At 69.8% G+C, this 15,403-nt stretch carries 20 protein-coding genes and 1 tRNA gene; 7 read left to right on the forward strand and 14 right to left on the reverse strand.

Annotation, left to right across the window (positions count from 1 at the left end; all coding sequences use genetic code 11):
- Window positions 1-70: 70 nt before the first annotated feature.
- Window positions 71-146, forward strand: a tRNA-Arg gene (locus tag Sya03_RS16610).
- A 24-nt stretch (window positions 147-170) separates the two neighbouring features.
- On the opposite strand, the gene Sya03_RS16615 is transcribed toward Sya03_RS16610, so the two are convergent.
- The 8 genes from Sya03_RS16615 to Sya03_RS16645 all read right to left on the reverse strand — a co-directional run bounded on the left by Sya03_RS16615 (window position 171) and on the right by Sya03_RS16645 (window position 6,774).
- The gene (locus Sya03_RS16615) at window positions 171-1,112 is read right to left on the reverse strand and encodes a tyrosine-type recombinase/integrase (protein ID WP_203939206.1); all 942 of its coding nucleotides are present in this window, start codon (window positions 1,110-1,112) and stop codon (window positions 171-173) included.
- 410 nt (window positions 1,113-1,522) lie between these two features.
- Entirely contained in the window at window positions 1,523-2,638 is a 1,116-nt protein-coding gene (locus Sya03_RS16620; protein ID WP_203939207.1) for an FAD-dependent monooxygenase, read from the reverse strand.
- Window positions 2,635-3,393, reverse strand: coding sequence for an SDR family NAD(P)-dependent oxidoreductase (locus tag Sya03_RS16625; RefSeq protein ID WP_203939208.1), 759 nt, complete (start codon window positions 3,391-3,393; stop codon window positions 2,635-2,637). Before Sya03_RS16625 ends, Sya03_RS16620 begins: the two co-directional genes overlap by 4 nt.
- Window positions 3,394-3,415: 22 nt before the next feature.
- Complete coding sequence (locus Sya03_RS16630; RefSeq protein ID WP_239107587.1) at window positions 3,416-4,294, reverse strand: aldo/keto reductase; 879 nt, start codon at window positions 4,292-4,294, stop codon at window positions 3,416-3,418.
- Between the two features lie 33 nt (window positions 4,295-4,327).
- The gene (locus Sya03_RS31870; RefSeq protein ID WP_370872140.1) at window positions 4,328-4,516 is read right to left on the reverse strand and encodes a carboxymuconolactone decarboxylase family protein; all 189 of its coding nucleotides are present in this window, start codon (window positions 4,514-4,516) and stop codon (window positions 4,328-4,330) included.
- Window positions 4,513-5,388 carry an SDR family NAD(P)-dependent oxidoreductase gene (locus Sya03_RS16635; protein ID WP_203939209.1) on the reverse strand — a complete coding sequence of 292 codons (876 nt, stop codon included), beginning with the start codon at window positions 5,386-5,388 and terminating at the stop codon, window positions 4,513-4,515. The genes Sya03_RS31870 and Sya03_RS16635 overlap by 4 nt, the downstream gene beginning before the upstream one ends.
- A gap of 20 nt (window positions 5,389-5,408) precedes the next feature.
- Window positions 5,409-5,756 (reverse strand): carboxymuconolactone decarboxylase family protein, encoded by a 348-nt coding sequence (locus tag Sya03_RS16640; protein ID WP_239107588.1) that lies wholly within the window; start codon window positions 5,754-5,756, stop codon window positions 5,409-5,411.
- 139 nt (window positions 5,757-5,895) lie between these two features.
- Complete coding sequence (locus Sya03_RS16645) at window positions 5,896-6,774, reverse strand: helix-turn-helix domain-containing protein (protein ID WP_203939210.1); 879 nt, start codon at window positions 6,772-6,774, stop codon at window positions 5,896-5,898.
- 262 nt (window positions 6,775-7,036) lie between these two features.
- Here Sya03_RS16645 and Sya03_RS16650 point away from each other — a divergent pair, with 262 nt between their 5' ends.
- The 4 genes from Sya03_RS16650 (at window position 7,037) to Sya03_RS31875 (ending at window position 10,121) form a co-directional block, all read left to right on the forward strand.
- On the forward strand, window positions 7,037-8,017 hold the full coding sequence (locus tag Sya03_RS16650; protein WP_203939211.1) for an aldo/keto reductase: 981 nt from the start codon (window positions 7,037-7,039) through the stop codon (window positions 8,015-8,017).
- A 26-nt stretch (window positions 8,018-8,043) separates the two neighbouring features.
- Window positions 8,044-8,865 (forward strand): SDR family oxidoreductase, encoded by an 822-nt coding sequence (locus Sya03_RS16655; protein ID WP_203939212.1) that lies wholly within the window; start codon window positions 8,044-8,046, stop codon window positions 8,863-8,865.
- A 5-nt stretch (window positions 8,866-8,870) separates the two neighbouring features.
- Window positions 8,871-9,182 carry a putative quinol monooxygenase gene (locus Sya03_RS16660; RefSeq protein WP_203939213.1) on the forward strand — a complete coding sequence of 104 codons (312 nt, stop codon included), beginning with the start codon at window positions 8,871-8,873 and terminating at the stop codon, window positions 9,180-9,182.
- Window positions 9,183-9,695: 513 nt separating this feature from the next.
- Window positions 9,696-10,121, forward strand: a complete 426-nt coding sequence (locus Sya03_RS31875) for a barstar family protein (protein WP_370872141.1) — start codon at window positions 9,696-9,698, stop codon at window positions 10,119-10,121.
- 274 nt (window positions 10,122-10,395) lie between these two features.
- On the opposite strand, the gene Sya03_RS16670 is transcribed toward Sya03_RS31875, so the two are convergent.
- The 3 genes from Sya03_RS16670 to Sya03_RS16680 all read right to left on the reverse strand — a co-directional run bounded on the left by Sya03_RS16670 (window position 10,396) and on the right by Sya03_RS16680 (window position 12,489).
- Entirely contained in the window at window positions 10,396-10,665 is a 270-nt protein-coding gene (locus tag Sya03_RS16670) for a hypothetical protein (RefSeq protein WP_203939214.1), read from the reverse strand.
- A gap of 682 nt (window positions 10,666-11,347) precedes the next feature.
- Window positions 11,348-11,977, reverse strand: a complete 630-nt coding sequence (locus tag Sya03_RS16675) for a hypothetical protein (RefSeq protein ID WP_203939215.1) — start codon at window positions 11,975-11,977, stop codon at window positions 11,348-11,350.
- On the reverse strand, window positions 11,977-12,489 hold the full coding sequence (locus Sya03_RS16680) for a zinc metalloprotease (protein ID WP_203939216.1): 513 nt from the start codon (window positions 12,487-12,489) through the stop codon (window positions 11,977-11,979). The genes Sya03_RS16675 and Sya03_RS16680 overlap by 1 nt, the downstream gene beginning before the upstream one ends.
- A 334-nt stretch (window positions 12,490-12,823) precedes the next feature.
- Here Sya03_RS16680 and Sya03_RS16685 point away from each other — a divergent pair, with 334 nt between their 5' ends.
- Window positions 12,824-13,555, forward strand: a complete 732-nt coding sequence (locus Sya03_RS16685; RefSeq protein WP_203939217.1) for a hypothetical protein — start codon at window positions 12,824-12,826, stop codon at window positions 13,553-13,555.
- A gap of 39 nt (window positions 13,556-13,594) precedes the next feature.
- On the opposite strand, the gene Sya03_RS16690 is transcribed toward Sya03_RS16685, so the two are convergent.
- Window positions 13,595-13,975, reverse strand: a complete 381-nt coding sequence (locus Sya03_RS16690; protein ID WP_203939218.1) for a hypothetical protein — start codon at window positions 13,973-13,975, stop codon at window positions 13,595-13,597.
- A 113-nt stretch (window positions 13,976-14,088) separates the two neighbouring features.
- Window positions 14,089-14,847 (reverse strand): MFS transporter, encoded by a 759-nt coding sequence (locus Sya03_RS16695; protein WP_203939219.1) that lies wholly within the window; start codon window positions 14,845-14,847, stop codon window positions 14,089-14,091.
- On the opposite strand from Sya03_RS16695, the gene Sya03_RS16700 reads away from it, so the two are divergent.
- Window positions 14,846-15,052: a hypothetical protein gene (locus Sya03_RS16700; RefSeq protein WP_203939220.1), complete on the forward strand. Its 207-nt coding sequence runs from the start codon at window positions 14,846-14,848 to the stop codon at window positions 15,050-15,052. The genes Sya03_RS16695 and Sya03_RS16700 overlap by 2 nt on opposite strands.
- A gap of 7 nt (window positions 15,053-15,059) precedes the next feature.
- Here the strand turns inward: Sya03_RS16700 and Sya03_RS16705 are convergent, their stop codons facing one another.
- Complete coding sequence (locus Sya03_RS16705) at window positions 15,060-15,401, reverse strand: DUF6223 family protein (protein ID WP_203939221.1); 342 nt, start codon at window positions 15,399-15,401, stop codon at window positions 15,060-15,062.
- Between the last annotated feature and the right edge of the window lie 2 nt (window positions 15,402-15,403).

Below are 15,403 nucleotides of genomic sequence, written 5' to 3' on the forward strand. Positions count from 1 at the left end.
CTCCGTCGGCCGTCGGGTGGTGCTCCCTGGCAGTCGAGGGGTTGGGTCGGCAGGTAAGCTGAGCGCTCGCGCCCTCGTAGCTCAGGGGATAGAGCAACGGTTTCCTAAACCGTGTGTCGCAGGTTCGATTCCTGCCGGGGGCACCAGGTCAGAGCCTTGATCAAAGATCATCACCCCTCCTTCCGGCGCTTCCGTGCCCGTTGCGTGCCCGATGGTTTCGCCGTCCCGAGCTTGTCGAGGTGCTTGGCGACCTGGGCGTCGCGGTCGTCCATCGCCCTCGCGTAGTGCCTGGTCGTCACGCCGGCGTTGGCGTGCCCGAGCCGCCGGGCCGCCACCAGGACGCCGTGCGAGTCCGCCACCCAGCTCGCGTGCGTGGCGCGCAGGTCGTGCGGGGTGACGTCGGTGAGCCCAGCGTCGGCGACCGCCTGGACGAAGCGCCGGCGGAAGCTGTGGTAGCTCTGCTGCCGGCCCACGGTGTGGGTCTGCCGCCCGGGGAACACGAATGCGTCGGGTTCGTCCGGCAGGTCCGTCAGGTGCTCGGCGAGCTGCCGGGCGACGAAGGTCGGCACGACCAGCTCGCGCCGCTGGTGGTTCTTCGGCGTAGCGATGACCGGGCCGCCAAGCAGCTCGGTCACCGCCTCGCTCACCATGACCCGGCCCTGCGCCACGTCCGAATGGCGGCGGCGCAGCGCCAGTGCCTCACCGATGCGCAGGCCCCCGTAGGCGAGCAGCAGCACCAGCACCCGGTCAGCGGCCTCACAAGCGTCGACGAGGCGCTTGATATCGGCGACAGTGAGGATGCGTGGGTCCGCCTCCGGCAGCCGCGGCAGACGTATTCCCCGGCAGGGTGACGCCGGGATCATGTCGTTATCGACCGCCGAGGACATCACCTGAGCCAGCAGCCGGTACGCCTGGCGCACCTGCGACGGACTCAGCGACTCGGACAGCGTTCCCACCCACCGGTTGACCTGGATAGGGCGCAGCGCGACGAGCTGGGCCCCGCCGAGGTGCGCCAGCACCAGCCGGTCGAGCACTCCGCGGTAGGTATGCCGGGTCTTCGCCTTCCAACCCGACGCCGCCGCCGCGAACCACTGCTCGACCCACTCCGCCACAGTCGTGCGTCCGGCGGACGGGCCGCTACGCCGAGGCCGTCCGGTACGCCGAGATGGGATCCGCGTTCGCCGGTCACGGCGGCGGGACCACGTCGGTGTGGCTGCCGGTCAGCGCCGCTCGCGCGTACGCCGCGCTTGGCAACGGCGATCGGGCCGTCGCCGCGATCCGCGCCGCCGAGGACGCCTGGGAGACCGTCGAGCCCGACGCCGTCGACGAGCTGGGTGGCATCTGCACGTTCAACCAGGCGCGGACGCTGTACTACGGCGCCGACGCCCTTGCGTGGCTGCCCGGCCAGGCCGACGAGGCCGTCGCCCTGTCCGGGCGGCCGTCGCCGCGTACGAGGACCGGTCGGACCCGTCGTGGGCGTTCGGCGACGCGCTCTGCTGCGACGAGGTCAGGCGTAGTGCCGCTAGAGGGCTCCACGGGCGAAGGCCCGGCTAAACCCCTGCCCCGACTGGACCAGGGTGCGGGCGCTGACAAGTCGGTCTTTCTCGTATGCGGCGAGTGCAGCGGATGGGTTGGTGTGCGCTGTGGTGGCGAGGGCAGTGGCGAGGGCTTCGGCGTCGTGCAGTGATTCGCTGAATCCGCTGCCGGTCATGGGGGTGGGTACGTGAGCGGCGTCTCCGACGAGGGCGATACGGCCGTTGACGAGGCGGTCGGGGACGTATTCGGCGATCGGCGTGCCGATCACCGCGTGCCGGTCGATGCTGTCAAGGATCGCGTCGGACCAGGGTGAGGGGAACTGGGCGTGGGCTCGCCGGGCCAGTTCGGCGTAGGTGGCGTCCGGGATGCTGGGGGCCAGCAGGGAGTGCCGCACGACGGTGCCGTCGAGGCAGCCGGTGGCGCGGAGCAGGTCGTTGTTGCTGGCGTCGTACCAGGCCCATCCGATTCGCCGTGCGCCGGCGGCGGTTGATCCGTCGGCGCCGGGGAGCGGATATCCGAGCAGGGTGTCGTCGCGGCTGGTGAGGAACGCGACGTTGCGGGGCCAGTGGGCGGGTCGGATCGCTGATTCGTCGGCGATGCCGATCCAGATCAGGTATCCGGAGAAGGTGGCGTCGGGTTTGTTCGGTATGACGTGCCGTCGTACGACGCTGCGGTGCCCGTCGGCGCCGATGATCACGTCTGCGTGGTGGGTCCGGTTGTCGGCGGTGACGGCCCAGGCGGATTGCTCGTCCTGGGCGACGCGGCACACGGTGGTGTTCTGTCGCAGTTCGATTCGCGGATCGGCGTCGGCTGCTGCGCGTAGGGCTGCGTGGACGGCGAACCAGGTCTGGATTCCGGGCGACAGTGTCCGCGGTAGCCGGCTGGTGTCGAGGCCGGTGATGCGTTGGAGTAGATCACCGGGTGCGTGCAGGGCGGCGCCGGTGCGGCCCGTGTCGTCGGACCGTTCGAGCAGGGTGACGTGGATGCCGATTCGGGCGAGGGTGAGAGCGGTCATCAGCCCGGACAGGGAGGCGCCGACGATGACGGCGGTGCGGTGGTGCATGGTGGCCTTTTCCGTCGTGCTCAGATGCGGGGTCTTCAAGGCAGGATGGTGCCGGTGATGGCGGCGAGCGCGTCGATCAGCCGGTCTTGGAAGCCGGGGTCGTCGACCTGCGGTGCGGGCTTCTGGTGCCGGCGGTGATGCCAGTAGTAGCCGGACACGCGCGCTGCGGGGTCGCCGCTGACGGCGAGCCAGCTCTGGGTGTCATGGCCGAGTTCCAAGTCGTCCGGCGCGTCGGAGCCGCCCATCTTGGTGGGTACCCAGCCCGGGTCGACGCTGTTGCTCAGAACGTCAGGCCAGCGGTGGGCGACGGCCGCGGCAAGTGCGGCGACGTGCAGCTTGCTTTCCGAGTACGCCTGGCTCGCGTTCCAGTTCCGGGCGGTCCAGTCGAGGTCGTCGAGGCTACCGCTGGCGCTGTGGTGCATGCCGCTGGTCACGTAGACGAGCCGGGCGGGTCGATCGATCAGGGCGGTGAGCAGGTACGGGGCGAGCACGTTGACGGCGAAGGTCCGCGAGTGGCCGTCGGTGGTGGCGATGCGCTTGCCGGAAAGGTAGACGCCGGCGTTGTGAATGATGGCGTCGATCTGTCCGATGGCGTTGACTTGTTCAGCGACGGACCTCGTCTCGGTATCGCTGCTGAGGTCGCCGACGACGACCGACGCACCAAGCGTGCCGACGGCGGCAGCGCGTTCAGTCGACCGGGCATGCAGAACAACCTCATGGCCTTGTCCGAGCAGGGTTCGGGCGTTGGCGAGCCCGAGCCCGTCGGTGGAGCCGGTGATGAAGACGCGAGCCACGGGAGTTCTCCCTTTCGCTGTGTCAGTCGGGGATGGGGAAGCCGTAGTTGTCGAGAGTGAGCGAGTCGGGGTCGGGGCCGCCGCGGACGCCGGTGTCGAGGGCGTCGATCGCGGTGATCTCGTCGGCGGTGAGGGCGAAGTCGAAGACATCGAAGTTCTCGGCGATGCGGTGTGGCTTGACCGATTTGGGGATGGCGGAGAACCCGTGGTCGAGGTGCCAGCGCAGGATCACCTGGGCGCTGGTCTTCGCGTACTTGCCGGCGATGGCGGTAATGACCGGGTCTTGCAGGGGGTTGGTGGTGAAGTCGCCGTAGATGTAGGAGCCGCCGATTGGTGACCACGACTGGGTGAGGATGCCGTGGCGGTCGTTCGCGGCGCGCCACTCGCGCTGCGAGTAGTACGGGTGGATCTGGATCTGGTTGACCGCCGGGACCACGCCGGTGCGGGAGATCAGCTCGTCGAGTTCGGCGGGGGTCTGGTTGGAGACGCCGATCGCCCGGACCCGCCCGTCGGCCAGCAGTGTTTCCATCGCCTGGTAGGCGGCGACGGTCTTGTCGAACTCGACGGCCAAGGGCTGATGTATCAGGAGCAGGTCGATCTGGTCGACGCCGAGCTTGCGGGCGCTTTTGTCGAAGCCGTGCAGCGCCTGGTCGTAGCCGTAGTCGCTGATCCACAGCTTCGTTTCGATGAAAATCTCGGACCGGTCGACACCGGACTTGGTGATGCCCTCGCCGACCTCGCGTTCGTTGAAGTACGCGGCGGCGGTGTCGATGTGCCGGTATCCGGCCCGCAACGCTGCGATGACGGCGTCGGTGGTCTGCTCGGGTGGGCTCTGGTAGACGCCGAGCCCGAGCGCCGGCATGGTCACGCTGTTGTTCAGGGTGAGGTAGGTCTGTGTCACGACCGGGCTCCTGGGGTTGGTGGTCGGGTGTGGTTATTGGTCGAGGACCCGTTTGGCGACGTTCATCGCGGAGACGGCTTTGGGCCAGCCGGCGTTAAACGCCATGTGGGTGATGACTTCGGTGAGTTCGGTGTCGGTGAGCCCGTTGGCCTTGCCGTAGGGCAGGTGCCAGCCGAGTTGCTCGCTGTTGCCGCCGGCGATGAGGCCCGCGATGGTGATCAGGCTGCGGTCGCGCGGGGAGAGTTCGGGGCGGCGTCGTCGTGCGCGAGTGACGACGAGAGCTGGCGGTGGGCGTCGATCTGGGCGAGCAGGTCGCGGGCCTTCTGTTCGATGGCTTCCACTGCGTCGGCGCATGCCACCCAGCGCAGCGGCGGCTCGTCGAGGTCGGCGATGGTGACGAGCGCGGTGCCGAGTTTGGCGGGGTCGCCGGCCTGCTGGCCGTTCATGGTGCGCCAGCCCGGGATCGCGGCGGCGGTGCGCGGCGCGTAGTCGTCGATGGACAGCTCCGCCCAGATGGTCGAGGCGTCCTCGACGAGTAGTTCGGTGCGGAAGAAGCCGGGCTCCACGATGGTGGTGCGGATGCCGTACGGCGCCACGTCGAAACGCAGCGACTCCATCCACCCTTCGAGGCCGAACTTGCTGGTGGCGTAGGCGGCGACGAACTCCAGGCCGATCTGCCCGGCCAGCGAGGTGATGGTGATGACGTGGCCGCCGCGCTGCGCGCGCATGATCGGCAGGACGGCGCGGGTGACGTTCATCGGCCCGAACAGGTTGGTCTCGAGCTGCGCGCGGACCTGCTTGTCGCTGGTCTCCTCGAAGAACCCGGCGTAGAAGTTCGCGGCGTTGTTGACCAGGACGTCGATACGGCCGAATCGGTCGAGGGCCGCCTGGGCGGCGGCTCCGGCGTCCGCGCGCTGGGTAACGTCGAGCTTGACGACCAGCAGATCGTCGGACTCGCCGAGTACGGCGGCGACGCGCTGAGGGTCACGGCCGGTGGCCACGACCCGGTGACCGGCGGCGAGAGCGGCTTTGGTGATCTCGGCACCCATGCCGCGGCCGGCGCCGGTGACGATCCATACCTTGGGGTCCGTCATGACGGAACTCCTTGTGCTGGTTACCGGTCGAGGACGCGCTTGGCGACGTTCATCGCGGTCACGGCCTTGGGCCAGCCGGCGTAGAACGCCATGTGGGTGATGACTTCCTTGATCTCGGTGTCGGTCACCCCGTTGACCTTGGCGAAGGCCAGGTAGCCCTCCAGGTCGGCGCTGTTGCCGCCGGCGATGAACCCGGCGATGGTGATGAGGCTGCGGTCGCGGGGGCTCAGCTCGGGGCGGGTCCAGAGGTCGCCGTAGATCACGTTGTCGGTGAGCGAGACGAACTTGGGCGCGAACTCGCCGAACAAGTTCTCCATGAACGTCTTGTCGCTGCTATCAGTCATCATGCTGCTTTCGTCGATGGGCATGAGAGTCGATCCGGCTGAAAGCAGCCGGAATCAACTCTCAATAAACAAATGGATATCGCGACACCGGCTGAGCCGGCGCGAGGCAGTTCACCTTCGATGAAGGTAAAAGTGTAGGTAAAGGAAACGGGAAACAGGCCTGCTATGCGTGATCGGCCCTGTCGGTATCCGGGGCGGTCGCGGAGACTTCCCAACTCGACAGCAGTTTCAGGCCTTCTTCGGTCGCGCTGCCGGGGGGCGCGCTGTATACGGTCACCGATAGGCCGGTCTCGCCGGGAAGGGTCATCGCCGAATGTTCGAGGCGCAGGTCGCCGACCACCGGGTGGTGGATGCCTTTGACGCCGTCCTTGAACGCGCCGACGTCGTTGGCGCCCCACATGATCCGGAAGGCGTCGCTGCGGGTGGAGAGTTCACCGATGAGGTTCGACAGGTCGACGTCATAGGGGTTGCGGCCCGCTTCGACGCGCAGGGCCCCGACGGCGGTGCGGGCGACTCGCTCCCATTCAAGGTAGAACCGGCGGGCGGCGGGGCTGAAGAACACGAACCGTACCGTGTTGCCCCGGCATGCCGGGTCGTCGAACATCTCCGCGAACAGGGCCCGGCCGAGCGGGTTCGCGTACAGCACGTCGAAGCGGTTGTTCTGCACGAACGCCGGTAAAGCTGGCATCCCGTCGATGACGCGCTGCACGGCGGCCGGGATCACCGGCTTGGCGGGGCCGCGCCGCGCCCGGACCGGCGAGGTGTTCGCGGCCCGGGCCAGATCGTACAAGTGGAGACGTTCGGTTTCATCCAGGCTCAGCGCCCCGGCGATGGCGTCCAGCACGGCGTCCGACACCCCTTTGAGGTTGCCCCGTTCCACGCGGGTGTAGTACTCGACGCTCACCCCGGCCAGGGCGGCCACCTCGGCTCTGCGCAGCCCGGTCACGCGGCGGTCCCCGAAGGCAGCCAGCCCGGCCTGTTCGGGTGTCACCCTGTTGCGCCGCGACATGAGGAAGTCGCGCACCTCCGGCCTGTTTGTCATGCCGACCACGCTACGCCCGGCGGCCCGGAACTGAGAGTCTACGTTTTTACCCCCCACCGCCGGTGAACCTCGATTGGGGGTTAAAAGCAGAAGCTCTCAGCCGGGCCGGCGTGCTTGTACGTTGGTTATCGGAAGCGCCGCGGCCCGGTAACCCGAGGCCCAGCCAGGGGCAGGGTTCCCGAACGTATGCCGCACCAAATCGATTGTCGGCGCCATTCTTCGGCGGCCGGGATTTCCGCATGCTAACGCAAAGGAGCAGCACGTGAAGAAGCGTCGCTTGGGCAACAATGGTCCTGAAGTATCGGCCATCGGGCTCGGCTGCATGGGCTTGACCTTCGGCTACGGCAAGGCCACCGACACCGCCGACGCGGTCGCGCTGATCCGCGCCGCCGCCGATCGGGGAGTGACCCTGTTCGACACCGCCGAGGCCTACGGCGCGGTCAACGAGCAGATGCTGGGAGAGGCCCTCGCCCCGGTCCGGGACCAGGTCGTCATCGCCACCAAGTTCGGCTTCAAGGGCGGCAACGCCGCAGCCGGACTGGACAGCCGCCCGGAACGGATCCGGCTGGTCGCCGAGCAGTCCCTCAAGCGCCTGCAGACCGACCGGATCGACCTGTTCTACCAGCACCGCGTCGACCCCGACGTGCCGATCGAGGACGTCGCCGGGACCGTCCGCGACCTCATCGCCGAAGGCAAGGTCAAGCACTTCGGCCTGTCCGAGGCCGGCGTGGACATCATCCGCCGTGCCCACGCCGTGCAGCCCGTCGCGGCCCTGCAGAGCGAGTACTCGCTGTGGTGGCGCGAGCCGGAGCAGGTCATCCTGCCGACCCTGGAGGAGCTCGGCATCGGGTTCGTGGCGTTCAGCCCGCTCGGCAAGGGCTTCCTGACCGGCGCGATCAGCCAGGACACCACCTTCGAGGGCAACGACATCCGCAACTCCCTGCCCCGCTTCGAGGCGGACGCGCGTCAGGCGAACCTCGAACTCATCGCGCTGCTGGGCGAGATCGCCGACGCCAAGCACGCCACCCGCGCGCAGACCGCCATCGCCTGGCTGCTCGCCCAGAAGCCGTGGATCACACCGATCCCCGGCACCACCAAGCTGCACCGCCTCGAGGAGAACATCGGCGCCGACGCCGTCGAGCTGACCGCCGACGACCTCAGCCGTATCGAGGCAGCCGTCACCAAGGTGCAGATCCAGGGCGAGCGCTACACCGCGCAGCAGGCCAAGACCATCAACCGCTGACCCAAGGCCCGGGCGGAGCGCCTCCCTTGGCGCTCCGCCGGCCGGGAACACCCACACTCAGGAGACAACACGCCATGAACACACCCATCCTCGACGGTCGTATCGCCCTGGTCACCGGCGGCACCACCGGGCTCGGCTTCGGTGCCGCCCAACGCCTCATCGACGAAGGCGCCACCGTCTACATCACCGGCCGCCGCAAGGACGTCCTCGACGAAGCCGCCGCCAAGCTCGGCCCGTCGGCGACCGGAATCCAGGCCGACGCCACCAGCAAATCCGACATGCTGCGGGTCGCCGACACCATCAAAGCCGCCCACGGCCACCTCGACATCCTGTTCGCCAACGCCGGCGGCGGCCACGCCACCCCGCTCGAAGAACTGACCGAGCAGCAGATCGACAGCGAGCTGAGCATCAACGTCAAAGGCGTCGTGCTGACCGTGCAGAGCCTCCTCGGTGTGCTGCGCGACGGCGCGTCCATCACCCTCAACGCGTCGATCACCGCCGACATGGGCCTGCCCGGCTTCGCCGTCTACGCCGCCACCAAAGCCGCCGTCCGTTCCCTGGCCCGCAGCTGGACCACCGACCTCAAACACCGCCGTATCCGGGTCAACTCGATCAGCCCCGGCGTCGTACCCACCGAAGGCTACGGACACGTGCAGAAGATGACCGACGACCAGATCAGCGCCTACGCCGAACGCGTCGCCGAGGAAATCCCCGCCGGACGCGTCGGCACAGCACAGGACATCGGCGACGCCCTCGTCTTCCTCGCCTCCGACTCCGCCCGCTACATCACCGGCATCGATCTGGTCGTCGACGGCGGCATGACCCGCGTCTACGCCGGCAAAAACTGACCGCCATGGCAAAGATAGAAGAACGCCACATCATCTGCGTCGTCCGCGCTAAGACCGAGCACCGCGACAAGGTCCACCAGTTGCTGCTGGACCTCGTCGACCCCGCCCGGGCCGAGCCAGGCTGCCTGTATTACGACCTCTACCAGCAGCAAGGCCAGCCCGACACCTTCCGCATCGTCGACGGCTGGATCTCGGCCGCCGCGGTCGAAGCGCACGCCGCCCACCCCAACGTCCCACGCGTCGTCGAACAGCTGCTTCCTCTGCTCGACAGCCCGCTCGAGGTCATCACGAGCACGCGCGTTAGCGACCCTGCCTGACGTTGCCTCTCAGCGCGACAGCGAAGAGCAGCCTGTCACGCGCCCAGCCGGCGGCGTGAGCGGCCCGTCTCGGGCCGCCTTGAAGACGTACAGAGAGTTTGAACAGCCTGACGCCGAAGCCTGTGTCCGAAGCCTGCTGTCCCGTCACGGGACATAACTACGGCGAGGGGATCGGTGAGAAGTTTCCATACGTCTTCAAGGGCGGCCTCCGGCCGCCGCGCGAGCCACTTCGCCGGCCACCGCGAGACCGGCGGACACGCCGAAGCCCTGTATCCACCCACGTGCGGCGGACGCATGGCCCGGCTTCCATCCGGCGTTACGACCGGAGCAAACGCCGGCAGCGGTATACGGCACTGCCGCCGCGGCCGTGACGGCAGCGCCCGAGCCACGCCTCTGTGACCGGAGGCGGAATCGCTCGCCCCGGCGTCTCCGGTGCGTACGCTCCTGGCCGTGACCGAGGTGTACGTGATCGACGGTGACCGCATCGGCAATCTGGAGGACTTCTGGTCGGTCATGGGCGCCGCCATAGGCTGCGGCGGCTACTTCGGTCGGAACCTCGACGCATTCGCCGACTGCCTCCGTGGCGGGTTCGGCACCCCGGAAGACGGCGACTTCACCGTCGTGTGGCGAGCACACGAGCACAGCCGCACCGCGCTGGGATACCCCGAGACCGTCCGCCAGCGACGAGGCACGCGCCGGCCGCGGACCCACGGTCTTCGACTGGCTCATCGAGATCTTCGAAGACGAGGTGCCCGGACAGCTCCGGTTGGAGTAGCGACGTCTGTGCCCCGCGGTGCGACGCATCGGCGCCGGACGTGGGATCGCACCGGCGACGTCTGTCGGGCCGGGCGGGCTGCTCAGACCCAAACTGGTCGAGCGCGCGGGCCGTCCCCCGGTGCTCGATCCTCCACGGAGACTGCCCGGCATCAAGGGCGCTGACGCGTCGCTTCGCGATCGCCTGCGGCCACCCTTGACACCGAGCAGCCACCGCGCTTCTGGCACCTATCGGGGGACGGGGGCAGTGCGGATGCCGCAGTAGAGCCCGTTACGTGCCCGATGAAGCGGCGAATGACGGTCAATCGGGGGACCCGGCGGATCAACAGTGACAGCCAAATGCGCAGGTCAACGCAGGTCATGGCCACCGGTAACAGGGCGACGCCGAGGATTCCTAAAGCGCGTGTCGCAGGTTCGATTCCTGCCGGGGGCACCATCATCACCTCTTCTTTTCGCCGTGCTCAGCTTGTCGAGGTGGTACGCCCGGGTATTCGGTCTGCACCTGAGCTTGGAATTCGTGGAAGACGGTGTCATTCGCGGCGCGGTCCTGCGCGATGACGCCCGGTCCTTTCTCGTCGGGCTTCGCGACCGGGCGGTCGTGGCCGGCGAGCCGAGCTTCCCCGGCTTCGACCTCTTCAGCTTCGGCGTGACATCGCCGGCGGGCCTGGAAGCGCTGGCGAGAAGGTTCGACGAACTCGGAGTCGACCATGGGCCGCTCATCGACCGGGGGCCGGGCGGCGGGGTCCAGCTGGACGTCCCGGACCCCGACGGGACCGTCATCCGGTTCCTGTCACCCTTCGGCACCATGCCGACGTCACCGGGGTCGAGTTTCATCCGGATCAGCCACCTACGTTCTACGGAGAACCGTGACTGCGCCTGGACCACCCGACCCCTCAGCTGTGGCGCCGTGCATGCACTTGTCGCACTGAATGGGTCTCACCGAGTGCCCACCGGCTGTAGTCGACGGCCATGTCTGTTGCCGACAGCTGCTGTTGCGGGCGGCCGCTAGACCGGGTAGTCGGACCTGTGGGCGTAGGTCATGCTTTCGAGGCTGACGTTCCAGGCGGTGAGGCGCCGCGTCAGCTCATTCTCGTCTGCGGCGTGAGCCGTCCGGACCTCGATCATCCCGTCGGCGGGACCGATGCACCAGTCGTTGTCGAGTAGGTGCGGTCGAACTCGCGGTGTACCAGGTTGAAGCCCGTGCCGGACGCTCCGACGCGTGGATAGACGGCGATCCAGGCGCGATGGCCTGGGGTTGAGGCCGGCACCTCCGCGACCAGCAGTTGCCCGCGGCGCAGTGCGGTGAGCGATGCGGTGGGCCAGGATGCCGTCATCAGGTGATCTCAGCACGTGGCCGGAAGGCGGAGGGAATGGCTCGCGCCACCGCCCCTTCAGTCGAGCGCCGAAGCCTGTCGCTGCAACCCGCGCACGGACTCCACCCCCAGTGAGTCGGCCCCGCCGTCGGCCCGGTTCAGTGCGCCCCCGGTACCAACCGTGTACAGCCCCTGCTGCGGATTGAGCAGGTCGTAAGGCCGGCCCGCCCCATGCGCCGCCAGGAACATGACGTACTCGGCCCCGCCCTGGGACAGCATCGTCGTCGAGCCCTCCCGGTAGCGGACGCCCTTGAACGTCCCGCCCAGCTGGCTCACGTCCACCGTGCCGCCGACCGTCGCCGTCCCCTTGACCACCTCGGTGACGCGCACCGTGGTGACGGTGACGACCGTCGCGGAGTCCTGGCGGATGCGTTCCACCTCCTCCGGGGGGAGGCCGGCCTGCGGGTTGGTCAGCGGGTCGGTGCCCTCGGGTGGGTCCATGAACAGCTGCTCGACGCGGGCGGCGGTCGGGACGCCGCGGATGACGAGGTCCGCATCGGTGAGCAGTTCGGTGGAGTCGCGGTACGACGGGTACAGGGCGTGGGTGAGGACGGTTTCCGTCTCGGGGGCCGGGGTGGGGGAGCAGCCGGCCAGCAGGGCGAGGGTCGTGGCCAACCCGGCAACGGCTGGGGCGGGGCGCTTCGGCATCAGTAGATCCTCGCCACTTCGCTGATGTCGTACGGCTGGGGGACCTCGACGCGCAGGTCGTCGATGTCGGCGTACTTCATGATCGACCGGGATGTGGTGTTCGGGTTGTCGGCCATGTTGAGGGCGTGGCCGAGTTCGTGGGTGGCGGTCACCTGCGACTGGCGGGTAAGGGTCGTGGAGTTGTTGCCGAAGTCGGCGACGAGCTCGCGGGAGTTCAGCCGGATCGTGAAGTTGCGGTCGCGCGGCTGCACGCCGCGGGCGATGTACTCGCCGTACCAGCTGCCGGCGTAGGAGCCGGCGGTGCCGTCGTTGAGGGACGAGGTGGTCCGGCCGATGGTGCTGCCGACGCGCTGGTTCCAGCGGATGTTGCCCGTGTCGAAGTAGGCGGTCCAGACCGGGTTGATGCCGTGCGTCCGGTAGAGGAACCGGGTGGTCGGCATGCCGGCGCCCGATGTCGTGGCGTGGGCGGGCAGGCCGGTCGCGATCAGCGCGAGGACCGTGGCGCCGATCATCGGGATGCCTGCCGCGGACCTCAGGCGGCGGCGATGGCGTGGTGCGAGCACGTGCAGCTCCGTTTTCCCCGTGGTGTCGTTCGGTCGAGGGGCGCGGCGGGTGACGTCCGATCGGGCCCCATCGATGCCGCAGCGTACCCGTCGGAGCGCCGCGCCGGTGCCCCGCGACGGGGTCGAAACGCGAGCGCCCTTCGCGGTAGCGTGCGGCCCGCACCGATCAACGGGGGATCAGCGGTGCGGGATGGCCGGACGTCGCGGATGGGTCGTGGACGTCTCACGGCCGTGCGGTCATGCCTTGACGAGATTCCCCATTCCCTCTTGGAAGGGCTTGTTCATGCGCAGATTCGCAGCACTGGCGATCGCGGCCGCGTCCATTGTGGCGTTCGCCCCGTCGCCTGCCTTCGCCGTCGAGGTTCCCGACCCGAACGCCGTGGTCGGGGTCTCGCCGGATGCGTTGCCGGACACGTCGGCGCCGGTGTGGGAGAACGTGCCGGCCGAGCCGATCGGACCGGACAGTTCCACCGATGATCTGCCCAGTGTGGCGGACGGGGAGTTCGTCTGGACGACCGAGCTGCCGGGCGGCGCCGCGGGGGCGCGGTCCGTCGGCGGGGACGTCCGGGCGGCGCAGGTGTGGGCGGCGTGCGGGGTGTTCACCGACAACCACAAGCTGGTGCGCGCGTTCAGCCGCAAGGCGATGCACACCACCGCCGGTGCGCCGGGGTACGTGGGTGCCGGCACGTCGAACCTGAAGTGCGGCTCGGAGAAGTGGGGTTACCGTCACCTGCTCAAGCACCGCGGCGAGTGGGAGAAGAACGCCAAGATCGAGGGCAAGAACTGGCGGGACCTCGCCGACTTCGCCATCGCCGTGGTGCTGTCCGACCCGGACGTGGTGAGTTACCGGCGCAGCAACGACACGTACTGCTTCTCCCGCGAGATCTACCTGATCGACAAGCGGACCGGGCGGGTCGCCGCGACGAAGAAGCCGAAGGTGGCCATCGCGGCGGTGTCGAAGAACATCATCACCGCGTACATCCCGAACACCGGCTGCAAGGCCGACGGCAGCTGACGCCGTGACGGCGGCCGGTCCGGGGTGCCGGGCCGGCCGTCAGCGCGGTGTGGAGTGCCATTCGTAGTCGCCCGGGGGCAGCGTGGGCAGCGACGCCGCGTCGCCGAAGACGCGCAGGTCGCCGCCGTCCGGGATGACGTAGCGGACGCCGCCGGTGCCGCTCTCGAGGGTCTCCTCGAGGTGGATCAGGGTGAGGCGGTGGCGGGCCTCGTCGGCGGTGACGCCCGGTCCGAACGCGCCGTCGACGTCCTCGTCGGACATGCTGTCGCGGTAGCGGGCGACGGCGTCGTCGGTCAGGTGGACGAAGGCCGCCGGGGCGCCGGTGTCGCCGCGCAGGGCGAACCAGCCGTCGCCGGCGTCGTCGAGCGGGACACCGTTCGCGCGCAGGTCCGCGACGATCTTCTCCACCAGCTGCGACATCGCCGCAGGTTATCACCCGTGCGGGCCCCGCCCGGCGCCGTCGGCGGCCGGCGTCGAGCCGGCGGACCCCCGGCCGGCGACGGCCGCGGCGCCGATCAGGGCGGTGCCCGCCGTCAGGAGCAGCATGGTGTGGCGCAGGCCGCCGACCGGTGCGGCGACCGGGGGGTGCTCGCCGTGCTCAGCCCGACGACGCGGGGCAGCAGACGGGCGGGGGCCCGTTCCTGGCGGACCGTCGCCATCAGCGGCACCAGCGAGCCCGCGGCGGCGCCGGTCGTCAGCAGCACGGCGAGCGTCACCGGCAGGCCGGGGGCGAGCGTGAGTGTGTCGTACGCGCACGGCAGGACGAGGAAGACGGCGGTGAACAGCCGGCGGCGCCCGACCCGCGCGCCGGCCGCGCCGAGCAGGCCGCCGGCGCCGTACGCGGCGACCATGACGCCCAGCACGACCGGGTCGCCGAACGCCTGCCGGGCCAGGACGGGCAGCACGATCGGCACGAGCGGGCCCACCAGCAGCACGGCCGCCGTCGGGAAGACCAGCAGCGCGCGCAGGGCCGGGTCGTCGCGGATGAACGCCACCACCTCGCGCAGCCGGGCGCGTTCGGCCGTACCCGAGGGGGTGTGGGCGTGCGGGACGCGGACCCGGACCGCGGCGACGACGGCGGCGAACGCGAACGCGGCGACCGTCACCGCGAGTGCCCCGCCGACGCCGGCGGCGGCGATGAGCAGCCCGGCGGCGGGGGCGCCCAGCAGGTAGCCGGCGTGTTCGGCGGAGGTGAACAGGGCGTTGGCGCGTTCGCGCCCGCACCCGCACGTCGTCGGCGCGGCCGGGACCGCGCGGCACCTGCGGTCGCACGGCCTGCCGATCCTCACCATGAGCGAGCGCCCCGCCGTCCCGGGCGCGGTCCTGCGGCCGCTGGTCGAGCCGGTTGCGTGCCACGCGTGGGCGCTGGTCCACCGCCGCGACGCGACGCACCCCGCGCTGGCCACGCTGCGCGCGGCGGCGGCCGAGCTCGCGGGCGCCGAGGGCTGGAGGGCGCGGCCGGCGGGGGCGTGGCTCCCGGGCGGCGAGACCCGGTAGCCCCGGGTCAGCCGGTGCGGCGGGCGCGGGCGAGGGTCAGCGCGCCCAGGGCCAGGGCAACCACCCCGACCACCAGGGCGACGTACGCGCCGCCGCGGCCGTTGCCGGTGCCGATCCCGCTGTCGGAGGTGGCCACGACGACGCCGCCGAGGGCCACCGCCACCAGGCCCGCGCCCAGCGCGAGGGTGGCGCCGAGCCGCCCGGTGCGGGGGCCGAGGCGGCCGGTCGGGCGGGCCAGCGCGAGGGCCCCGGCGACGACGCCGGCCAGGGCGAGCAGGGCGGCGACGGTGGCGCCGAGCCGTCCGGCGCTCATGGTCAGGGGTGCGGCGAGCAGCTGCGATGAGGTCATGG

The organism is Spirilliplanes yamanashiensis, assembly GCF_016863475.1.
Classification (GTDB): domain Bacteria; phylum Actinomycetota; class Actinomycetes; order Mycobacteriales; family Micromonosporaceae; genus Spirilliplanes; species Spirilliplanes yamanashiensis.